This window comes from Amycolatopsis ponsaeliensis (assembly GCF_030182635.1).
Lineage (GTDB): Bacteria > Actinomycetota > Actinomycetes > Mycobacteriales > Pseudonocardiaceae > Amycolatopsis > Amycolatopsis ponsaeliensis.
In genome coordinates this window covers 1-21481 of the sequence record NZ_JAPZLD010000084.1, presented here as the reverse complement: position 1 = coordinate 21481, position 21481 = coordinate 1, and the positions used below count along the sequence as shown (strand labels likewise).

Sequence of the window (21481 nt, the reverse complement as noted above, 5' to 3'; positions counted from 1 at the left end):
TGCTCAGTAGAATTGCGACTTCTCCGTGGAGTCCATCAGCGCGACGGTGTTGCTGGACGGGTTGACGACCGTGCTGACCAGATCGAAGTAACCGGTGCCGACCTCGCGCTGGTGGCGCGTCGCGGTGTAGCCGGCGGCCTCGGCGGCGAACTCGCGTTCCTGGAGCTCGACGTAGGCCGTCATGCCTTCGTCGGCGTAGTCGCGCGCCAGGGCGAACATCGAATGGTTCAGCGCGTGGAACCCGGCGAGGGTGATGAACTGGAACTTGTAGCCCATGTGCCCCAGCTCGCGCTGGAACTTCGCGATCGTCGCGTCGTCGAGGTGTTGCTTCCAGTTGAACGACGGCGAGCAGTTGTAGGCCAGCAGCTGGTCGGGGTACTCGGCCTTGATGGCCTCGGCGAACTGGCGCGCGACCTCGAGGTCCGGCTTGGACGTCTCCATCCACAGCAGGTCGGCGTACGGCGCGTAGGCGAGGCCGCGGGCGACGCAGGGCTCGATGCCGCCGCGCACGCGGTGGTAGCCCTCGGGGGTGCGCTCGCCGGTCAGGAACGGCTTGTCGCGGTCGTCGACGTCGCTGGTGATGAGGTTCGCGGCCTGGGCGTCGGTGCGGGCGATGACGAGGCTGGGGACGTCGCAGACGTCGGCGGCCAGGCGCGCGGCCTGCAGCGTGCGGACGTGCTGGGAGGTCGGGATGAGCACCTTGCCGCCGAGGTGGCCGCACTTCTTCTCCGCGGCCAGCTGGTCTTCCCAGTGCACGCCGGCGGCGCCACCGGCGATCATGCCCTTCATCAGCTCGAAGGCGTTGAGCACGCCGCCGAAGCCGGCTTCGGCGTCCGCGACGATCGGCGCCAGCCAGTGCGGGGCGCCCTGCTCGTCCTCGGCCCAGCTGATCTGGTCGGCGCGCAGCAGCGCGTTGTTGATCCGGCGCACGACCTGCGGGACGGAGTTGGCCGGGTAGAGGCTCTGGTCCGGGTAGGTGTGCCCGGAGAGGTTGGCGTCGGCGGCGACCTGCCAGCCGGACAGGTAGATGGCCTTGAGGCCGGCGCGCACCTGCTGGACGGCCTGGTTGCCGGTCAGCGCGCCCAGCGAGTGGACGTAGTCTTCGGTGTGCAGGAGGTTCCAGAGCCGCTCCGCGCCCAGCCGGGCGAGCGTGTGCTCTTCGGTCACGCTGCCGCGCAGCCGCAGGACGTCCTCGGCGGTGTAGTCCCGGCGGACGCCACGCCATCGGGGGTCCTCGGCCCAGGACCGGGCCAGTTCGGCCGCCGCGGCTTCGCGGGGCGGCGCTGCGGTGACGGTCATGTCGTTCTCCTGACGTACGACGACGCGCGGCTTCGGGGACGAGACCATTTAGCACCCCGAAACCCCTGCCGAGCGCCACCCGGGAGTCAGGACGAAGCATTCCCCTAGTTCTTGCCACGGCGGCTCCTCCGGCCTCCCGACCGGGGCCGATACTCGGTTCGCGAGCCACCTTGCGAACGGAAGGCGTTTGATGGCGAAGGATCTGCGGACATTCCTGGCCGAGCTGAACTCGGCGACGCCGGACCAGGTGAAGGTCGTGCGCAAGCACGTCGATCCCGAGTTCGAGGTGACCGCCCTCGTCGACAAGATGGAGGACGACCCGGCCTACCCCGGGTTCCCCGCCGTGCTGTTCGAGAACGTCGGCGGTTCCGAGATCCCGCTGCTGATCAACCTGCACGGCACCTACGAGCGGCTCGCGCGCAGCATCGGCTCGGACGTGCACTCGATGGTGCCCGAATACGCACTGCGCGAGGGGTCCGGGATCAAGCCGGTCACGGTGGACACCGCGCCTGTGCAGGAGGTCGTGCTCACCGGCGACGACATCGACGTCGGCCTGCTGCCCTTGCTCAAGCACCAGGAGCTGGACGCGGGCAAGTACATCACCTCGGCCGTGACCATCTGCCGCGACCCGGACAGCGGCAAGATCAACGCCGGTATCTTCCGCCACCAGCAGCAGGGCCGCGACCAGGTGGGCATCCAGGTCAACCCGGCCCACCACACGGCTTACGTGCTGCGCAAGCTGCGGGAGCAGAAGAAGCCGATGGAGGTGGCGCTGGTCATCGGCCACCACCCGGCGCTGCTGATGGGCGCGGTGTCCAAACTGGAGGGCATCGGCGGCGAGCTCGACGTCGTGGGCGGCCTGCTCGGCGAACCGCTGGAGATGGTGCCCTGCAAGACGGTCGACCTCGAGGTGCCCGCCCGCGCGGAGATCGTGATCGAGGGCGTGATCGACACCGACCCCGAGGCGACGGCCGTCGAAGGCCCGTTCGGCGAGTACCCGCGGTTCTACACCCGCACCGGCCCGCAACCGTACGTGAAGATCACCGCGATCACCATGCGCCGCAAGCCCATCTTCGTCGACGTGTTCAACGCGCACACCGAGCACAGCATGCTGGGCGGGCTCCCCCGGATGGGCAGCATCTACCGCCGGGTCAAGGAAGCGGTGCCCACGGTGACCGGCGTCCACCTCCCGCTGTCGGGCATGGCGCGGTCGCACCTGTACCTGTCGATGAGCAAGCGCGTGGAAGGCGAGCCGAAGCTCGCGGCGTGCGCTGCCCTGGCGGTGGATCCGTTGCTGAAGCACGTGTTCGTGGTGGACGACGACGTGGACGTGTTCAACGAGGTCGAGACGCTGTGGTGCCTGGCGACGCGCTTCCAGGCCGACCGCGACCTGACGATCATGCCGGGCTTCCTCGGCGGCCAGCTCAACCCGGTGACCTACGGGCACAACCGGGAGGAGAAGGGCCCGATGGAGACGAAACTGATCTTCGACTGCACGAAGCCGGTGCCGCCGGCGGTGTTCCCGCCGTCGTGCCGGGTACCGCCGGAAGTGGTGGAGCGGGTGGACCACCGCGGACTGCTGGAAGACGGGGACGCGCTGGCGTCCTATCTGGACTGAAGGTCGCCCTCACCGGTCCACCGCCGGTGGGGGCGATCTTCCACCACGGTTTGAAGCCCACTGCAGACTGCCTGATCGAGTGATGATGTTCGAACAGGTGTTCGCGTAGGGTGGAGGTATGACCGAGCCCGGGCAGACCGCAGCGTGGCAGCTTTCCGATGGGGAGCTGGCCGCGGCGATCTGTGCGTCCGAGAAGACCATGCGTGCCGCGTACGCGCAGCACCTGGACCTGGTGGCCGAAGCCGACCGGCGGGGCCTCGGCCCGTCGAACGGGGCTCGGGACACCGCGGCGTTTCTGGTGGGGACGCAGCGGATCTCGTGGGAAGACGCCCGGGCCAGGGTGGCGATCGCCGCCGCGGAGCTGCTTGTCGTGCGGGCGGCATTGGCGGCGGGAGAGATCGGCGCGGAGCATGCGGCCGAGATCGTGAAGACCCTCGCCAAGGCCCCGCCCACGGTGCACCCCGAGCAGGTGGCGGCGCATGAGGAGACCTTGGTGGAGCTGGCGCGGCAGGCGACCCCCGCCACCGTGCGCAAGGCCGGGCAGCGCATCGTCGACTACTGGGACCTCGACAGCGCAAACCCAGAAGACCGTGAAGATGACCTCGCGCGGCCACGGCGGGAGTTCCGCTACACCTGGACCCGCGACGGACGGATGAAGTTCTCCGGCGAATTCGACCCGGAAACCGGGCACCTCGCCGAAGACCTGTTCGTACCACTGGCCAAGCCGGACCCGGCGGACGAGCACGGGAACCCCGACCCCCGCACCACCGCGGAGCGTCAGGGTGACGCCGTCGCGGCGATATTCGACTTGGCGACGCGAGCCGATGACCTGCCGGTCCGGGCCGGGGAACGCGCGGTCGCCACCGTGACCATCCCGTACGCGGATCTGCTGCGCGAAGCCGGCCTCGTCACCCTGGACGGCGGCGAGACGCTGACCGTGTCCCAGCTGCGGCGGCTCTTGTGCGATGCGAAGATCTACCCGGCAGTGCTCGGTGGCGAAGGCCGAGTACTGGACCTGGGCCGCTCGGCACGGACCGCGTCTCCGGCGCAGCGGCGGGCACTGGCGATCCGGGACCGGGGCTGCACCCGGCCCGGCTGCCCACGGGGTCCGAAGTGGACGACACCACACCACCTGGTGTTCTGGGCCGCACAGGGCGGCGAAACCAACGTCAACGACCTCGCCCTCGTCTGCGAACAGTGTCACCGGCTGATCCACCACGGTGGCTGGGACCTCGAACTGCACCACGGGGTCGTCTACTGGATCCCGCCCGCGTGGCTCGACCCGCAGCGACAACCCCTGCGCAACACCGCCCACGACCCACCACAACGACAAGCCGCCTGACATGCCGGCACCAAACGCACTCGCTGCCTCCGGCGGCGAAGCGGCTCGCGCGGCAGGCTAGTGGGAAGCCGGGCCGTGCCAGCGCTCGACCAGCTCGTCCGGCGGCTTGATCCCCAGCAGGTCGCACAGCCGGCCGACCTGGTGGTCCACCAAGTCGCCCAGCGACTTCGGGCGTCCGTAGAACGCCGGCATCAGCGGCGCCAGGATCCCCCCCATCTCGGTCACCTGCGTCATCGCACGCAAATGTCCCAAGTGCAACGGCGTCTCGCGCAACGCGACCACGAGCTTCCGCCGCTCCTTCAACGTCACGTCGGCCGCCCGCACCAGAAGGCTGTCGTTCTGCGACCAGGCAATGGCCCCGAGCGAACGCACCGAGCACGGCAGCACGATCATCGCGTCGATCGGGAACGACCCACTGGAAATCGGCGCCGCGATGTCGCCCGGCCGATAAGTGAAATCCGCAAGCGACGAGACGTCCGATGGCTTCCAGTCTGTCTCGAAGGCGATCGTCTGGCGCGCCGCCGGGGTCACCACCAGGTGCGTCTCGACCTCGGGCATGCCCTTCAGGATCTCCAGCAGGCGGATCCCGTAGATCGCCCCGCTGGAGCCGGACATCCCGACCACCAGCCGGAAAGGCTCAGTCATGCTTCGCCTGCCTCCGCTCGGCCTGCTTCTCCTTGACTTCCTCGACCGGGCCGCGCCGGGCCTCCTCCTCGACCATCCGCCGCCACTCGGTCAGCGAGACGTCGGGGCGGTACAGGCGCTCGGGCGGGGCGTCGGTGACCTCCACCATCAGCCGGTCCTCGTCGTTGAACATGCCGTGGAACACCCAGCGGGCCCATGTCCAGTAGTAGAGCCAAAATTTGCGGTTGCGCCACTTGCCCTGGTTCATCACGGCGAGCTGGACGTACGTGTGGTTCTCCGCGGTCGCGGCGACCCACCACTCGAAGTGCGACCACTCCGCGTACTTCACCCGAAGCGTGCCCGGCAGCCGCAGCGACACCTTGGTCTTGTTGCCCTCGCGCCGGCGGTACCAACTCTTCTTCGGGAAGTCGCCCAGGCCGGGGAACGAGGCGCTGTAGTGCATCTTGTCCTTGCGGCGGGTGATCCACGGCCCGTCGCGGATCACCTTCATCTCGCTCCACACCGGCATCTTGACCCGCTTGGTCCACAACGCGTTGCGGTGCAGCCATTTCGCGTGTCCGTCGTCGAAGCCGTTCTCCGCGCCGAAGCGCCAGTTGCCGTCGCGCACGGTGATGCGGCCGACGACGACCGCGTCCGGGTCGAGCAGCTCCTCCGGGACGTCGTCGGCGAACGGGCGGGCCGGGCCGTCGCCCAGCCACACCCAGACCAGGCCGCGGGCCTCCTCGACCGGGTACGTGCGTACGGTGACCTTGCCGCAGATCGGCGACTCCGGGCCGTCGGTGATCGCCGCGACCAGCACGCCGGTCTCCAGGTCGAACGTCCAGCCGTGGTAGCAGCAGCTCCACGTGCCGGGGAACTCCTGCGACGACATCTTGTGGCTCAGCGGGACCCCGCGGTGCGGGCACCGGTCGTGCAGCGCGCGGACCTCGCCGCCGTCGCGGATCAGCATGATCTTCTCGCCGAGCACCTGGATCGCCCGGGGCTTCTTGCCGATCTTGCGCGACCACGCCACCGGGTACCAGTACTCGCGGAAGCCGAGCGCCGCCTTCTCGTAGCGCGGCCAGGTCGACCAGTCCCGGCGGCCGGGGCCGCCGACCGTCGCCTGCCGCCGCGCCGGGCGGACCTGCTCGTCGTCGACTGGGGGGATGACGTCGGTCATCAGTTGTCTCCTCGGCTGCTCGCGGGAGGCTCGCACAGTTCGGCGCGCTGCCGGGTGGTCACGTCCACCACGACACCGACCAGCAGGTCGACCAGCCGGCGCATGGCGGGCAGGTCCGCGACCCCCATGGAAAACCCTTCGAAGGGCCCGGGTTCGGCGGCCATCGGCAGGCCGATCCGCGCCGTCGGGATGCCGTGCCGGCGCAGCACGCCGCCGTCGGACAGCCCGCTGCCCGGCTTGCCCGGCACGTGCGGCCGGCCTTCGACTTCTTCCCAGGCCCGCACGAGCCGGGTGACGACCGGGCTGTCGGCCGGCGTGGCCGACCCTGCTTGGCCCGCCACCAGCTCGACCTCGATCCGGACGGCCGGCTCCGACGCCCGCAGTTCGGCGACGATCGCCTCGAACTGGCCGGCCACGTCGTTGACCGTGGTCCGCGGGTTGATCCGCAGGTCGACCCAGAACTCGCAGGTCGCCGGGTTGAACGCCGGCTTGGTCCCGTCGCCGGCCCGGATCGCGGTGACCGCGCCCTGCGGCGCCACCTGGCCCGAGGAGTTGCGCTCGGTGTACTCGGCGAACCAGCTCTCCAGCCGCCCGATCAGCCGGGCACCGGCGAGGATCGCGTTGTTGTAGTGCCCCTTGTGCCGGCTGCCGGTGTAGCCGACCGAACCGCGCACCACGACGCGGAAGATCACGAACCCGACCTCCTCGTGCACCACCGAGTAGCCCGGCTTGAGCACGATCGCGAGGTCGGAGGAGCACTGGCCGTGGTCCAGCAGGAACTGGGTGCCGACGCCCATGCCCGAGTTGCGCCGCGAGGACAGCTCGCCGGCCAGCACCGGCATGCTACCGCCGACGAGCGCGACCACCAGCTGCCCGTCCAGCGGCACGCCGGAGCGGTGCACGGCGAGCGCGGCGGCCAGCGCGCAGCTGGCGAACGCCTTGGGGTTCTCCGCGCCGAGCCCGACGACCTTGTCGCCGTAGCGCTGCGCGGGCAGCGTGAAGTCGTCGCGAGGCCGTTCGCCGAGCCACGGCGCGTCTTCCGGTCCCGGCGCGAACGCGGTGTCGAGCGGCGCGAGCAGGAGCAGCTGCGCGCCCGTGCGGCCGGTGCCGACGCGGGTGACGAGGTTGGCCTGGCGTTCGTCGATCGCCTGCACGCGGCTGTCGATCCCGGCCGAGGTCATCACGTCGCGGAAGTACTCGGCCAGCTCGCGCTCGCACCCGGTCGGGCTGGGGATGTCGGTGGCCGCCTGGCACAGCAGGGCCAGCTCTTCCTCGTCGACCGCGGCGCGGGCGGCCTTGACCCACTCCCGCTGCCAGCCGGACAGCTGCGTGATGTCCGGGTCGATCGGATCGGGGGTCATGAGGTCTTGATCTCGGTGCCGGCCACGTGGTGGTGCCCCCACAGGCTCGTCGGCCCGGCCAGCTGCCGCGTCGACCAGTCGGCGGTGTCCACGTCCAGGCCGTCCCAGCCGTACTCGATCTCCCAGCCCGACGGGGTTTCGAGGTAGAACGACACGGCCCGGTCGTTGGTGTGCCTGCCCAGCGTGCGGGTCACGATGCGGCGCTCGAACGCGATGTCGATGGTCGAGCCGACGTCGTCGAGCGTCGTCGTCTCCAGCATGATGTGCCGCAGGCCGGGCTCGTCGGTCTCCACCAGCGCGATCGAGTGGTGACGCGGGTTGCAGTGCAAGAAGGCGATGAAGCCCTTGAACGTGTCGCTGACGCCGAAGCCGAGCGTGTCCACCAGGAACGCCAGCGTTTCGGCGTAGTTCGTGACGCCGACGACGGCGTGGCCCATCCCGTGCTCGCCGGTCCGGTAGCCGGCCAGCGTCCGGGTGAGGCGCAGCGGCCGGAAGTCGGCCTCCTGCCCGTAGAACAGCTCGTGGCGCAGCCCGGACGGGTCCTCGAGCCAGGCCATGCCCGCGACGCGCCGGTCGGCGCACTCGGCGGGGGTAGCCCGGGTCACCGCGACGCCGGCCGCGGCCAGCTCGTGTTCGAGCGCGGCGAGGTCGGCGGCGCTCGCCACCTCCCAGCCCAGCCAGGACAGCGCTTCACGCTCGCCGTGGCGCACGTCGAAGCGGTAGGCCCGCTCGTCCATGCGCAGCAGCAGGCGCCCGTCGTCGACCCACTGGCCGGGCAGGCCCAGGACGTCCGCGGCGAACGTCTCCCAGGCCGTGACCTCCGTGGTGGACAGCCCGACGTAGGCGAGACTGCGGATGCGCATGGGATTCGTCCTCCTGCTGGTCACTCCGCACGGCCCAGGAAGTCGAGGACCACGCGGTCGTGCTCCTCGGGTTGCTCCCACTGCGGCCAGTGCGCGGCGTCGGCGACGCAGTGGAACGCCGCGCCCGGGATGAGTTTCGCGATCTTGCGGCCCACGTCGGGCCCGCTGCCGGGGTTGTGGTCCGACCACAGCACCAGCGTCGGCACGCTCACCGTCGCCAGCCGGTCTTCGGAGATTCTCCGGTTCGGCCCGGAGCCGAACCCGAAGGAGTTCTCGAACACCGTGCGCAGCGCGGCGTTGCCCGCCGGTTCCGCGTAGATCCGGCGGCGGACCTCGACCAGCTCGTCGGTGACGCGGTCGGGGGTGGCCATCAGCCATTCCAGCCGGGTGCGGATGGTCTCGGGGGTCGGGTTCTCGATGGCGGCGAGCGAGCGGGCGCGCAGGGCTTCCCGCCCTTCGGCGGGCCGCTCGTTCACCGAGCCCGGCGCCCACTTGATGCCGGCGGTGGTGTTGAGCACGAGCTTCCCGACGCGGTCGGGGTGCTCCAGCGCCAGCGTCAGCGCGACCCAGCCGCCGAGCGACTCGCCCTCGAGGTGCGCGCGCTCGATGCCCTGGGAGTCCAGCAGGTCGAGCACCTGCTCGACGTAGGTGCCGACGGCGTCGTGGGTGAACTCGGGCTTGGCGGAGTAGCCGTGCCACAGCAGGTCCATCGCCATCGTGCGGTAGTGCCGGCCGAGCCGGTTCACGTTGCGCGCGTAGGCCTCGGCGTGCCCGCCGACGCCGTGCAGCAGCACCAGGGCCTCGCCGTCCCCGGCCTCGATGACGCGGGTCCGGTGCTTTTCGCCGAGGACGTGGGTCTGGCTGCCGAGCAGCTCGGTCCAGATGGTCACCTCGGGCACTCCCAACGGTTCGGCGGGCGGGGATCGGTGGCACGGGCCCGGCCTGGACCGGTGGCGCTGAGTTCGTGGCAGGGGCGGCAGGACTCGAACCTGCAACCGTCGGTGTTGGAAACCGCTGCTCTGGCCAGTTAAGAGCTACACCCCTTCGCACCGCTTCCCGGTGCGAGATCATTATGCGGCGAATTTTTTGGGGAACTTGCTAGCTTGTCTCCGCTCCGCCGAAACGGTCCGGGGTGAAGACGTCGACGAGCTCGTCGCCCACGCCGTCGACGATCCGGCCGGCCAGCGCCCGGCCGAACAGCGGCCCGAGGGTGACCCCCGCGCTCGCGACGGCCTCGTAGTAGCCCGGCACCGCCGACAGCGGGCCGACGCTGGGCAGCTCGTCACGGGCGCAGCGCGCGTCCACGACCTCGGCCGTCCGGACGGTCGCGGTGCCCAGTAGCGGCACCACCTTCGCCGCCCGGTCCAGCAGGTCCTTCACGTACTCCGGGTCAGGTGTCCCCGAGCGCGGCGGCAGCCCGCGGTCGACGCGGTCCGAGCGCAGGACCACGCGGCCGGGGCCGTCGGGCCGGATGCTGACCTCGGGCGCGCGCAGGATGTACTCGAGGGGGTCGCCGTCGACGAGCAGGTGCGCGATCAGGCTGCGCCGCGGCGGGCCGAGGAACGGGCGGGCGCCGGCCAGCGCGCCGATCTCGTCCGCGGCCGATCCGGCGGCGTTGACGACGACGTCCGCCTCGATCCGGCGGCCGTCCGCGAGCCCGACGCCGTCGCTCGACACCGAGGTCACCTCGGCGTTCAGTTCCAGTGTGGCGCCGAGGGAAACCGCCTCGTCGATCAGGTGCCGGGTGAACGCGACCGCGTCGATCCAGCCCTCGGCGGGCAGCACGGCGACCGTGCCCGTGGTGGGAAAGACCACCGACGAACCGAGGGTGTCGGCCGCTTCCGCGCCCGCGTACCGGTCGACCGGGCAGCCCCACTCGTCGAGCTGGGCGAGGTAGCCGGCGAACGACTCGTCGTCGGTCCACGCGACCGTGCCGGTGCGGTGCCACCACGACGCGGGCGCGAACTCGCCGGCCAGGGCCGCGTGCTCGGCGATGCCGGCCTGGTTCAGCTCGAAGTACGACTTGGGGAAACGCCGGTACGCCGTCGCGGTGGCGAACCCGATCTCCGTGGTGCCCGAGGCGGGCCGGTCCGCGCGGTCGACGCAGTGCACGCGGGCGCCGCGCCGGGCCAGGTGATAGGCCACCGAAGCGCCGATGACCCCGGCGCCGACGACGACCACCTTCGGCGCCATCAGTAGAGACCTTCCGGCGCGGCCTGGCTCACCTGCAGCGGGCGCACGTTGTACACGCCGTCCACCGGCCATTCGCCCTTGGTGTCGAAGCGGGTCGCCTCGTCGCGCTCCATCAGGTTGGGCAGGAAGAGGTCTTCGTGCAGCACGGTCAGCTTCAGCTGGCCCGACTGTCCCTTGTCGACGGTCTTCCGGAAGTCCTCCGGGTCCACCACGGACATCGTCACCTGCGGGTACGTCGGCGCGTACGGGAGGATCGCGCCGCCGTCCTGCGGGTGCAGGCTCACCGCGTTGCCGAAGGTGTTGCCGTAGCCCGACCGCACGAGCCCGCCGTCGAGCGCTTTGACGAAGTCCTGGTACATCTGGGGGCTCATGTGCGTGCCGCCGAGACGGACGCCGTCGAGCGCCGCGACCAGCTCCGGGTGCCGCGCGATCAGCTTCTGCAGCAGCGCCGGGGTCGTGTTGAGGTAGTGGACGTGCTGCGAGCGCAGGCAGTCGACGATCTGGCCGAGCACGTGCTCGGTGTACTCGCCCAGTTCCTTCATCTTGCCGGCGCGGATGAGCTGCTTGATCCACCGCGGGTCCATGTCGATGCCGTACACGAGCCCGGCCAGCTGCTCGGAGAGCTCGATCGCGCCGTTGCCGATCTGGTGCGGCCCGCTCGGCGTCGCCTGCAGCCAGGTGCGGCCGGCCTGGTAGCCGTCGAAGAGGTACGACCAGCGCCGCCATTCGACGCGGTGGGTCATCATGTCTTCGGTGTAGAACACGCGCACGGGGTCGCCGGTCGTGCCGCCGGACTCCCAGACGCGGCCGATCAGCGGCCGCGGCACGGTGCGCGGCACCAGGTCGCCGGGGTCCATGCCGCGCAGGTCGCCGGGCGGGAACGGGCCGAACTCGGCGAGCTGGTCGTACCGGGTGATGTCCATCGGGTCGAACGACAGCTCGGTCGCGCGCTTCAGCCAGTACGGGCTGCCGAGTTCCGGGTTGAAGTGCCGTCGCACCACGTGCCGCGTCCAGGCGTCGAGGTCGAGGGACAACCAGTGGTCGGTCAGGCTGGCACGTTCGTGCGTGCGGGTGCTCACGGTTTCTCCTTGCTTCAGACGCCGGGGGCGACGAGGTCGACGGCGTAGTCGTAAATCGCGGTCATGGCCTCGGTGACGTGGTGGGGCTCGGTGATGCGCACGACGGGGAAGGGGAAGTCGAGCACCCCGGCGGGCAGTGTCGGGCCGAGGACGAAGGCGAGCCGGACGCCCTGGCTCTTCATCCCGGCGCACACGTGCGGCAGGCTCATCGTGGTGGTCTTGTTGCGCTGGAACAGGTCCCGGACCTCGGCCGCGGTCGTCAGCGCGCGTTCCTCGAGGAACGAGCACACCGGGCTGCGCGGGTCCGTCACCGCCATCGCCGCGACGCTCGGCGCCATGAAGTCGGTCGCGTACTGGCGCAGCGGGGAGTGCACGGCGAACGGCTGGCCGTCGATGACGCTGATCATGCCGGGCGGGCTCTGCGCGACGAGCTTGTCGAGGGCCTCGGCGGTGCCGCTGAGCATGAGCAGCCGGGCGGTGCCGTTCTCGAGCACGCCGAAGTCGCCGCCGAGGTACACCCCGGGTCGCCGATCGCCGTAGTAGAACGTCGGGTCCTCGGTCACCGGGAGGAAGGCGATGGCCGCGCCCTGCGCCGGGGGCGCCGGGTCGGGCAGCGGCGTCTTGGCCTCGCGCACCAGCAGGTCGAACAGGGTGCGCCGGTCCACCGCGCCCGCGACGGAGCTCGCGATCAGGCCGCCGAGGCTGATGCCGCCGGCGACGCCCGGGTGGATGTCGGACTCGGCGAGCACGTCGTGGATGCCGAACGCCAGCGCGGCCAGCCGGATGCCGGCGAGGCTGAAGCGGTCGTGGTCGCCCCGGGGCTCGAACTCGCCGCGCAGCAGGGCTCGCGGTTCGATACCGGTCCAGTCGCGCACCTGCTCGTAGGAGCGGCGCATGGCCGGGTACGCCTCGTAGAGCTTCGCGCCGTGCTCAGGGTCGGGATCGGAGATGTTCGCGCCGAACAGATATCCCAGAGTCACCGAATTCTCCTGACGAACGGTTGCGAAGCGGCTGCCGCGACGCTACGCATCCCCTTACGCGCGGAACCGGGCTAGCATGGGGTCTCTAGGCAAAACCTCAGCTCCGGGTGCGGGACTCCTTAAGAGTTCCCCCAGGGTTGGCCTGGTAGGGCGGCTATCGCGGGCGACGTGAGTGGGAAAAAGCTGGCAGCCGGCCCATCCAGGCTCGTCACCCTATTCGCCGGAGGTATCAGAACGTGGAGTATGGCGTCTCGCTGTTGCCGGACTGCGACCCGGAGACCACGACCGCCTCGCAGTACTTCCAGGATGTGCTGCAGGTCAGTGTGCTCGCCGATCAGCTCGGCCTGAACTACGTCAAGATGACCGAGCACTACCTGCGCTCCTACGGCGGATATTCCCCCAGCCCGCTGGCGTTCCTGTCGGCCGTGGCCGCGCGCACCCAGTCGATCCGCCTGATGACCGGCGGCATCCAGGCCTCGTTCCACCACCCGATCCAGATCGCCGCGCACGCCGCGCAGGTCGACGTGATGAGCGGCGGCCGCCTGGACGTAGGGTTCGCGCGGGCGTTCCTGCCGTACGAGTTCGAGGCGTTCGGCGTCGACATGGACACCAGCCGCGAGCGGTTCCTCGCCACGATCGAGGCGGTCGTGCGGCTGTGGAACGAGAAGGACGTCACCGAGGACACGCCGTTCTTCAAGTACGAGAAGGCGAACTCGCTGCCGGCACCGGTGCAGCAGCCCGGCCCGCCGGTGTGGGTGGCCGCGCTGGCGACCCCGGCGAGCTTCGACTGGACCGGCCGCAAGGGCTTCAACCTGCTGATCAGCTCGACTCAGCTGAACGAGATGGGCCGCAAGCGCGAGTACGTCGAGCTGTACCGCAACGCGTTCATGGAGGAGCACGGCGACTCGGGCCGCAAGCCGAAGTTCGCGGTGAGCATCCCGCTGCTGATCGCCGACACCGACGAAGAGGCCCGTGACCTGGCGGTGCCGTTCATGCTGAAGTCGTTCAACGCCTTCAAGGAAGCGATCCTGTCCTGGCACAACGTCGAGTCCCCGGCGTACGAGGGCTACACGGCGATGGCGCGCCAGATGGCCAGCTTCGACCTGGAGACCGACGGCCTGGAGGCCAAGGCGGTCGTCGGCTCGCCGGACACGGTGCTGGGCCGCATCGAGGAGGTCCGCGACGTGCTGGGCCCGGACGTGATCCTCTGGAACCTCGACTTCGGCGGCCAGTCGCTGGAGACGATGTCGCGCACGCTGAACCTGTTCGCGGACAAGGTGATGCCCGCCCTCGGGTGACCCCTCCCAGGGGTGAAGAAGCGGAAGGACCCGGCGGCTGGGCAGCCACCGGGTCCTTCCGTCGTAGCAAAGGGTCAGCCGCTGAAGCCGAGCCCACCCTGGGCCGCGATCATCGTCAGCCGGATGCCGCGCAGGGCCTTCTCCAGGCCCGGGGCCACCTCGCCGACGCGATCCGTCAGCTCCTCGATGCGGTCCTTGTACTCGCCCTTGCTCTCCTTGCGCGTCACGACGCTCGGCACCGTCCCGGCGGCGGCGAGCGCGACCAGTGCCGCGTCGTCCGCGCCGACCTGGGCGGCCGGGGTCGAACCGTGCAGGACCTCGACCGCGTGCTCCTGCAGCGCCTTGGCCAGGGCCGGGTCGGTGGCCGTCACGTGGGTCTTCGGCACGACGCCCAGGACCTTCTTCTCCTGGACCGTCAGCAGCTTCTGCTCCACCAGCTGCTCCTCGATCGCGTCGAGGGTCTCCTTGTAGTCGTGCCGTAGCCACGACTTCCAGCTGCGCTTCTCGTTGCCGATCTGCGCCAGCAGCCGGTCGAGCACCGGGTCGCCGGTCGGGTCCGACTTGACCAGGACGGCGTCGCCGTCCTCGTCGGCGATGTTGCCGCGCAGCGCCAGCTCCGTCAGCACGCCGGCGCGGGTCAGGAACGCCGTGCGGGTGCGGTCGTAGAGATCTTCCTTCTCCAGGTCGTAGGCCAGCAGGTAGGCGCGGTAGTGGACGGCGGTCGGCGTCTCGGTCATCTTCGGTCACCCGTTTCTGAGTCGTTCGTCGGTACAGCCGGGATCCCCGCGTCCGGCCGGGTTCTCCCCCTGGCGGACGCGTTCCTAGGCGTATTACCCGATCTTGGCGGAACTCATGCCCGGCAAAAACGGCCAAAGGTTGACAGTCGGTGACGGAAGGTTGTCGGCTCACAACCTTAGTTGTTCCGGCGTGCGGAGTAACGGGGCTTAGCAGTCTCCCCAGACGTCGCCCGATCGGGTGGACTCGCGCCCCACCAGGCCGTTAAGAGAAAGGGGCCAGTCTTTTCGACACCACTATCCGCAATGGACGGCTCATGACCGCTCGAAGTGTCAGGCGTGGGGTGCTGTTCCTCTCCCTCCTCGGCCTGCTCGCCCCCGCGGTGCCCGCCGGCGCCGCACCGCAGGCGGTTCCGGCCGCACCCACCCTCCAGCAGGTCGTGCCGGCCCCGGTGTCGGTGACGCCGGACCCGGCCGTCCGCTACCTGCTCAACCCGGCGACGGTGGTGTTCACCTCCGGTGGCACCGACGCGCGCCAGGTCGGCGACTACCTCGCCGGGCTGCTCCGCCCGGCGACCCGGTTCCGGGTCCCGGTGATCGCCGCTCCCGCCCTCCCCGGCGTCCCGAAGGCGCTGCCCGGGATCTCGCTGCTGCTCGGCGGCGCCGACCCCCGCGTCGGGGCCGAGGGCTACACGCTCGACAGCACGGCGTCCGGGGTGACCATCCGGGCCGAGAAGCCCGCCGGTCTGTTCAACGGCGTGCAGACGCTGCGTCAGCTCCTGCCCGCCTCGCTCAGCGGGACGCTCACGGTGCCCGGCGGCCACATCCTCGACTACCCGCGCTACCCCTACCGCGGCGCGATGCTCGACGTGGCGCGGCACTTCCTGCCGGTGTCCGACGTGAAGAAGTACATCGACGACATCGCACTGTACAAGGTCAACAACCTGCACCTGCACCTCACCGACGACCAGGGCTGGCGGCTGCAGATCACCGGCTGGCCCAACCTGACCGCCAAGGGCGCGAGCACCGGCTCCGGCGGTGGAGCGGGCGGTTTCTACACCCAGGCCCAGTACCGCGACATCGTCGCCTTCGCGCAGAGCCGGCACATCACGGTCGTGCCGGAGATCGACATGCCCTCGCACTTCGGCGCGGCGCTGTCGTCGTACGCCGAGCTCAACTGCGACGGCGTCGCCGGGCCGGTCTACACCGGTCTCACCCCCGCGCCGCGGTCGGACCTGTGCGTCGGCAAGCCGATCACGTACAAGTTCATCAGCGACGTGCTCGGCCAGCTCGCGGCCCTGACCCCGGGCGGCTACCTCGACGTCGGCGGCGACGAGATCCAGGACCTCGACGACGCGCAGTACACGGCGTTCATGGCGAAGATCGCCCCGATGGTGGCCAAGTTCGGCAAGAAGCTGCTGGGCTGGGCCGAGATGCTCACCGCGACCCCGCCGAAGGGCGCGACCGGCGAGTTCTGGATCTACGACGGCACCCAGAACGAGGTCGGCGAAGCCAGCCAAAAGGGCGCGAAGCTGATCATGGCGCCGTGCGTCTACACCTACCTCGACATGAAGTACGCCCCCGGCGTCCCGGCCGACATCGGCCTGGAGTGGGCGGGCGACATCAGCGTCCAGGCCGCGTACAGCTGGGATCCGACCGCGGTGGTGCCCGGCGCGCTGGCCTCGAACATCGACGGCGTCGAAGCTCCCTTGTGGACGGACACCGTGCGCAGCCTCGACGACGTCCGCTACCTGGCCTTCCCCCGGCTGCCGGCGATCGCCGAGATCGGCTGGTCGGCGCAGGCGAGCCACGACTGGACGTCGTTCTCGTCGCGGCTGGCCGCGCAGGGCCCGCGCTGGACGGCTCTCGGCGTGAAGTACTACGCGGCCCCGGAAATCCCGTGGCCGAAGAACTGACCCGGCGGGAGAAGCCGACGATGGCGAACAAGGACGGGCAGGTCTGGGAGGCCTACTGGACGGACCTCCCGGACCGGACGGGCGCGGCCTTCTGGGACTGCGAGCCCGCCGACGGCGCGGCCGCGCACGCCGAGCTGTTCAAGGCGCACTTCGACCCGGCACTCCCGCTGGTCGACCTGGGCTGCGGCAACGGGACCCAGACGAAGTACCTGGCCGGGCTCTACGACCGGGTCGTCGGCGTCGACATCGCGGAAGCCGCGCTGAACCGGGCGCGGGTGGAGAACGGCGGGAGCAACGTCGCGTACGAGCTGCTCGACGTGCTCGACGACGCGGCGGTGGCGGCGTTCCGCGAGCGGTACGGCGACGTGAACATCTACCTGTCCGGCGTGATCCACCAGCTGCCGGTCGAGAAGCGGGTGGCGTGCGCGCGGAACCTGGCCGTGCTGGCCGGGGACCGCGGGTGCGTGTTCAACCAGGAGCTGACGCCGGCGAGCTACACGTACATGCAGCAGCTGATCGCGGACCCGGCCAACGACCTGCCCAAGCTGGAGCGGGTGTCGATCTACTTCGGCATCGGCCTCCAGCCGGCGGCGGGTGAGGCGGAACTGGAGACGGTCTACGAGGTGGGCGGCTTCACCATCCTCGACGGCGGCGAACTCCTGCTGCGCACGACGGAAACCCTGGCCGACGGCTCGGGCCTGAACCTGCCGACCCACTACGTCATCGCCCGGCGCTCCTGAAGTTCCGGAGCGGCGGCAAGGGGGCCTTCCCAGCGCCGTGGAAGGTCCCCTTCCGCTCGTCCGGGGTCGGCCTCGACGAGCCCGGCTGTCGTGAACGACTCGTTTACCTCCCCGGCCGGGAGGGCTCCGGCAAAGTCACCCGACCAGGCCACCCCGGGCGCCGCTCGACGGGCGTGGTGCCCGGGCAAACGTCTTGAATGAGTCATTCAGGACCTCCCAAGACCTGAATGACTCATTCAAGACACGCAAAGAGGGGGCGGTCCCGAATTCGGGACCGCCCCCTTTCGTTTCCCGGTCGGGGCGGGAAAGTCAGTGCGCGGCGGCCAAAGCGGCGCGGTCAGTCTTGCCGTTCGCCGTGCGGGGCAGCTCGGCGACCAGGCTCACGTCGTCCACGATCATGTACTTCGGCAGGTGGGCCGCGCAGTGGGCCTTCATCCCCAGCAGCGTCACGCGCTCGCCCGGGCGCGGGACGATCACCGCGCGCAGGCGGGCGTCGATGCCCGCGCCCGCGACGAGCACCGCCACCTCGGCCACCGCCGGGTGGCGGGCCAGTGCCGTCTCGATCTCGCCCAGCTCGATGCGGTGGCCGCGGATCTTGACCATCGCGTCGCGCCGGCCGGCGTACTCCAGCTCGCCCGCCGCGTCGTACCGGCCGACGTCGCCGGTGTGGTAGCCGCCCAGCTGCGGCGCCCTTCCCCAGTAGCCGAGCATGACGGTCGGGCCGTCGACGACGATCTCGCCGTCCGGCGACACCGTCAACGTCGCTCCCGAACACGCCCGCCCGATCGGCAGGCCACCGGTCCGCGCGAGGTCCGCCGACGTCACTTCGTAGCTGGTCACGACGTTCGTCTCGGTCGGCCCGTACCAGTTGAACAGCCGGACGTCCGGCCACGCGCGGCGCAGCGTCTGCACCCCGGCGATCGGGAACGGCTCCCCGGCGAACACGCAGACCCGCAGCGAAGCCGGCGCCGGCCGGTCGAGCAGGCCGCCGTGGCGCATCATCAGCAGCAGCGCCGACGGCACCGAATACCAGACGCTGATCCCGCGGCCGTGCAGGAAGTCCGTCAGCTCGGCGGGCGAGTACGACAGGTCCGAACCGGCCAGGTCCACCGACGCCCCGGCGAAGAACGCGCCGTAGAGGTCGAACACCGACAGGTCGAAGTTGAACGGCGCGTGGTTGGCCAGCCGGTCCCCCGCGCGCAGCCCGGTTTCCGCCGCGGCCCACGCCACGAAAGCGAGCGCGTTGCGGTTGCTGATCAGGACACCCTTCGGCGCGCCCGTCGAGCCGGACGTGTAGAGGATGTAGGCGGGCTCGTCCGGGCCGACGTGCTCGAGCGGGGGCGCACTGTCGCTTGTGGACAGTGCGGCGAACGAGCTCAGCGGCGGTGGGTTCGCACCCCAGTCGGCCGAAAGCCCGGCCTCGTCGGCTACCACCAGCGCGGGCGTGCAGCTCTCGGCGATGAGCCGCACCCGCGAGACGGGGTTCGACGGCGCGACCGGCACGTAGACCGCACCCAGCCGCAGCGACGCCTGCATCAGCGCCACCACCTCGACGCTCTTCTCCGCCCAGATCAGCACCCGGTCGCCGCGGCGGACACCGGCCGCGTGCAGCCCGGCGGCCTGCCGGTCGGCCAGCTCGTCGAGTTCGCGGTAGGTCGCAGTGGTCCCGCCGGAGTGCACCGCCGGGGCATCCGGCGTGCGCTCCTTCGCGGCGAGAACCAGCTGGTGCAGAAGTTCCACCGTGCTCACATCCCCAGTTCCATCGCGACCAGCTGCCGCTGCACGTCGGACGCGCCGGAGAAGATCGTGCCGCCGATCGCGTCCCGCAACGCGGCTTCGATCCCCTGCTCACGCAGGTAGCCGCGGCTGCCGAACAGCTGCACGGCGTCGGTCGCGCTCGCCACCGCCGCCTCGGACACCGCAAGCTTCGACAGCGCCGCGAACAACGTCGCGTCCTCGCCCTGGTCCAGTGCCCAGCAGGCCCGGTACAGCAGCAGGCGGGCGCTTTCGGCCCGCAGCTTCATCTCCACGATCCGGTTGGACACCGACTGGAACTCCGCGAGCCGCTTGCCGAACTGGCGGCGGCCGCGTACGTGCTCCAGGCAGCGCTCGATCAGCCGGTCCTGCACGCCCAGGTACAGCGCGAACAGGCAGGCCCGCTCCCAGCCCATCGAGTGCTGGAAGATCGCCGAGCCCTGGCCCGGTTCGCCGAGGACGGCGTCCGCGGGCACGAAACACTCGGTGAAGGTGACCTCGGAGGCCACGCAGCCTTCCATGCCGAGCTTGCCGAACGGCTCGCCGAAAACGATTCCCGGCGAGTGGGCGTCGAGCGCGAAGGCGGTGATGCCCCAGTGGCCGGCCGCCGGGTCGGTGACCGCGTAGGTGACCAGGACGTCGGCCACCGGACCGTTGCTGACGAAGCTCTTGACGCCGTCGAGCACGAACCCGCCCTCGACCGCGGTGGCCGTGGTCCGCAGCGCGCCGACGTCGGAACCCGCTTCGGGCTCGGTCATCGCGTTGCCCGCGATCAGGTCGCCGGCGGCGAGGCCGGGCAGGAGCCGGGCGCGCAGTGCCTCGGGGGCGAAGTCCACGATCGGCATCGTGCAGGCGAACAGGTGCGCGGCCGCGCCGAAGACGAGGCCGGTGTCCGGGCAGCCGCGCCCGGCGGCCTCGAACACCCGCGCCGTTTCGAGGGCGGTGAGCCCGCCGCCGCCGTGGTCCGCGGGCACGCTGGCGCCAAGGACGCCGAACTTGCCCAGCAGGGCCCACTTCTCGCGGCTGAACACGTACTCGGGCGCGGCCGGGAAGGCCGCCCGCGTGTCGGCCAGTGTCCGGTCGTAGCGCTGCCGCTGGTCTTCGGTCCAGCCGAACTCCATCCGCCCACCTCCACCAGGGTTCGCGCCCGAGGCTAGCGTCGGGACGTCTAGCGAAAACCCTGAATACGCGGTGCGAGCATGACTGGTGTGACCCGACACGTCGTGCTCTGCACCCTGCCCGGTTACGGACACGTGACGCCCGTGCTCGACGTCCTCGGCGAGCTGGTCCGGCGCGGCCACCGGGTCACCGTGGCGACGGGAAGCGCCTTCGCCGACCGGATCGCGGCGACCGGCGCCCGGCCTCTCCGCTACGACGAGCCGGCCGACGACCCGGGTTCGCACCGCCTGGCCGCCGCGCTGACCGGCGCGTCCAGCTGCCTCGATCCGCTGGCGCCGGTGCGGAAGCTCCTGTCCGACGACCCGCCCGACGTGCTCGCGTTCGACTCGACCATGTGGATCGCGGGCCGCGTGCTCGCCCACGACGTCGCGTGCCCGACGGTCCAGCTGTCGGCGTGTTTCGCTTCCAACGAGCACTATTCCCTGCCGGCGCACGTGGCCCGTTTCCCGTCGGAGTCCACAGTAGACGACGAGCCCTACGACTTCCTCGCCGATCTCACGGCCCTGCTGGCGGCCGAGGCTCCCGGCCGGACCGCGGAGCAGTTCCTCGACGACGGCCGCGACCACAAGCTGGTCCTGATCCCCCGCGACTTCCAGTACGCGGGCGAGACGTTCGACGCGCGGCATACGTTCACGGGCCCGTGCTTCGGCCCGCAGCGGCCGCTGACCGGCTGGGAGCCGCCGGCGAACGGGAACCCGGTGTTGCTGGTGTCCCTGGGCACGTCGGCGTTCAACGACCAGCCGGACTTCTTCCGTCAGTGCGCCCGCGCGTTCGCGGACCTGCCGTGGAACCTGGTGATGACCCTGGGCGGCGGAGTGGATCCGGCGTCACTGGGGCCGTTGCCGCCGAATGTCGAGGCGCGCCAGTGGGTTCCGCACCCGGCGGTGCTGCGGCACGCGTCGGCGTTCGTGACGTCGGCGGGCATGGGGAGCGTGATGGAGGCGTTCTACTGCGGGACGCCGCTCGTCCTGGTGCCGATGCACGGCGAGCAGGAGGTCAACACCGAGCGGGTGGTGGAGCTGGGCCTCGGCCGCCGGCTGCCCCGCGAAGAGCTGACCCCGGAAGCGATCCGCGACGCGGTCCTGGCGGTGGCGGCGGACGAGAGCATCGGCGCACGCATGCGGGCCATGCGGGACCACACGCACGAAGGCGGCGGCGCTGTCACGGCCGCCGACCGCATCCTCGCCCTCTGACCCCGGCGCAGCAAAAAGGTCGTGAGTGGGAAACAGTGTTGGTATGTGAATCGAGGTGACCAGGGCAGGGCGTAGCCCCCGGCGAGCGGAGCGCTGCCGGTTGTTGCCGGGTGGTGCTCTCAGGCGG

General features: G+C 70.6%; 18 protein-coding genes and 1 tRNA gene. 6 read left to right on the top strand and 13 right to left on the bottom strand.

Annotated features, from left to right (window positions below):
• Positions 1 to 3: 3 nt before the first annotated feature.
• Complete coding sequence (gene aceA / locus QQ657_RS54125; RefSeq protein ID WP_284750305.1) at positions 4 to 1299, bottom strand: isocitrate lyase; 1296 nt, start codon at positions 1297 to 1299, stop codon at positions 4 to 6.
• A gap of 190 nt (positions 1300 to 1489) precedes the next feature.
• On the opposite strand from aceA, the gene QQ657_RS54120 reads away from it, so the two are divergent.
• Positions 1490 to 2917 carry a UbiD family decarboxylase gene (locus QQ657_RS54120; protein ID WP_284750304.1) on the top strand — a complete coding sequence of 476 codons (1428 nt, stop codon included), beginning with the start codon at positions 1490 to 1492 and terminating at the stop codon, positions 2915 to 2917.
• A 118-nt stretch (positions 2918 to 3035) separates the two neighbouring features.
• Entirely contained in the window at positions 3036 to 4259 is a 1224-nt protein-coding gene (locus QQ657_RS54115; RefSeq protein ID WP_284750303.1) for an HNH endonuclease signature motif containing protein, read from the top strand.
• Positions 4260 to 4316: 57 nt separating this feature from the next.
• Here QQ657_RS54115 and QQ657_RS54110 read toward each other — a convergent pair whose 3' ends face one another.
• The 9 genes from QQ657_RS54110 to QQ657_RS54070 all read right to left on the bottom strand — a co-directional run bounded on the left by QQ657_RS54110 (position 4317) and on the right by QQ657_RS54070 (position 12539).
• Positions 4317 to 4904 (bottom strand): UbiX family flavin prenyltransferase, encoded by a 588-nt coding sequence (locus tag QQ657_RS54110; RefSeq protein ID WP_284750302.1) that lies wholly within the window; start codon positions 4902 to 4904, stop codon positions 4317 to 4319.
• Complete coding sequence (locus QQ657_RS54105; protein WP_284750301.1) at positions 4897 to 6063, bottom strand: Rieske 2Fe-2S domain-containing protein; 1167 nt, start codon at positions 6061 to 6063, stop codon at positions 4897 to 4899. Before QQ657_RS54105 ends, QQ657_RS54110 begins: the two co-directional genes overlap by 8 nt.
• Positions 6063 to 7424, bottom strand: coding sequence for a M20 family metallopeptidase (locus tag QQ657_RS54100; protein WP_284750300.1), 1362 nt, complete (start codon positions 7422 to 7424; stop codon positions 6063 to 6065). Before QQ657_RS54100 ends, QQ657_RS54105 begins: the two co-directional genes overlap by 1 nt.
• The gene (locus tag QQ657_RS54095; protein WP_284750299.1) at positions 7421 to 8287 is read right to left on the bottom strand and encodes a VOC family protein; all 867 of its coding nucleotides are present in this window, start codon (positions 8285 to 8287) and stop codon (positions 7421 to 7423) included. Before QQ657_RS54095 ends, QQ657_RS54100 begins: the two co-directional genes overlap by 4 nt.
• 20 nt (positions 8288 to 8307) lie before the next feature.
• Positions 8308 to 9177, bottom strand: coding sequence for an alpha/beta fold hydrolase (locus tag QQ657_RS54090; protein WP_284750298.1), 870 nt, complete (start codon positions 9175 to 9177; stop codon positions 8308 to 8310).
• Positions 9178 to 9252: 75 nt separating this feature from the next.
• Positions 9253 to 9331, bottom strand: a tRNA-Trp gene (locus QQ657_RS54085).
• Between the two features lie 54 nt (positions 9332 to 9385).
• Positions 9386 to 10480, bottom strand: a complete 1095-nt coding sequence (locus QQ657_RS54080; RefSeq protein ID WP_284750297.1) for an NAD(P)/FAD-dependent oxidoreductase — start codon at positions 10478 to 10480, stop codon at positions 9386 to 9388.
• Complete coding sequence (locus QQ657_RS54075; RefSeq protein ID WP_284750296.1) at positions 10480 to 11559, bottom strand: hypothetical protein; 1080 nt, start codon at positions 11557 to 11559, stop codon at positions 10480 to 10482. Before QQ657_RS54075 ends, QQ657_RS54080 begins: the two co-directional genes overlap by 1 nt.
• A 14-nt stretch (positions 11560 to 11573) precedes the next feature.
• Entirely contained in the window at positions 11574 to 12539 is a 966-nt protein-coding gene (locus QQ657_RS54070) for a hypothetical protein (RefSeq protein ID WP_284750295.1), read from the bottom strand.
• Between the two features lie 236 nt (positions 12540 to 12775).
• Between QQ657_RS54070 and QQ657_RS54065 the strand changes: the two genes are divergently transcribed.
• A complete protein-coding gene (locus QQ657_RS54065) occupies positions 12776 to 13837 on the top strand; it encodes an LLM class flavin-dependent oxidoreductase (protein ID WP_284750294.1) in 1062 nt (353 codons plus the stop codon).
• 74 nt (positions 13838 to 13911) lie between these two features.
• Here QQ657_RS54065 and QQ657_RS54060 read toward each other — a convergent pair whose 3' ends face one another.
• Positions 13912 to 14574 (bottom strand): GOLPH3/VPS74 family protein, encoded by a 663-nt coding sequence (locus QQ657_RS54060; protein ID WP_284750293.1) that lies wholly within the window; start codon positions 14572 to 14574, stop codon positions 13912 to 13914.
• 314 nt (positions 14575 to 14888) lie between these two features.
• On the opposite strand from QQ657_RS54060, the gene QQ657_RS54055 reads away from it, so the two are divergent.
• Together QQ657_RS54055 and QQ657_RS54050 are read left to right on the top strand one after the other, a co-directional pair.
• Positions 14889 to 16487, top strand: coding sequence for a beta-N-acetylhexosaminidase (locus QQ657_RS54055; RefSeq protein WP_284750292.1), 1599 nt, complete (start codon positions 14889 to 14891; stop codon positions 16485 to 16487).
• Complete coding sequence (locus tag QQ657_RS54050) at positions 16472 to 17227, top strand: class I SAM-dependent methyltransferase (protein ID WP_284750291.1); 756 nt, start codon at positions 16472 to 16474, stop codon at positions 17225 to 17227. Before QQ657_RS54055 ends, QQ657_RS54050 begins: the two co-directional genes overlap by 16 nt.
• A gap of 309 nt (positions 17228 to 17536) precedes the next feature.
• On the opposite strand, the gene QQ657_RS54045 is transcribed toward QQ657_RS54050, so the two are convergent.
• Positions 17537 to 18976 carry an AMP-binding protein gene (locus tag QQ657_RS54045; RefSeq protein WP_284750290.1) on the bottom strand — a complete coding sequence of 480 codons (1440 nt, stop codon included), beginning with the start codon at positions 18974 to 18976 and terminating at the stop codon, positions 17537 to 17539.
• Complete coding sequence (locus QQ657_RS54040; RefSeq protein WP_284750289.1) at positions 18973 to 20103, bottom strand: acyl-CoA dehydrogenase family protein; 1131 nt, start codon at positions 20101 to 20103, stop codon at positions 18973 to 18975. The genes QQ657_RS54045 and QQ657_RS54040 overlap by 4 nt, the downstream gene beginning before the upstream one ends.
• Before the next feature lie 87 nt (positions 20104 to 20190).
• On the opposite strand from QQ657_RS54040, the gene QQ657_RS54035 reads away from it, so the two are divergent.
• The gene (locus QQ657_RS54035; protein WP_284750288.1) at positions 20191 to 21354 is read left to right on the top strand and encodes a macrolide family glycosyltransferase; all 1164 of its coding nucleotides are present in this window, start codon (positions 20191 to 20193) and stop codon (positions 21352 to 21354) included.
• Positions 21355 to 21481: the final 127 nt, after the last annotated feature.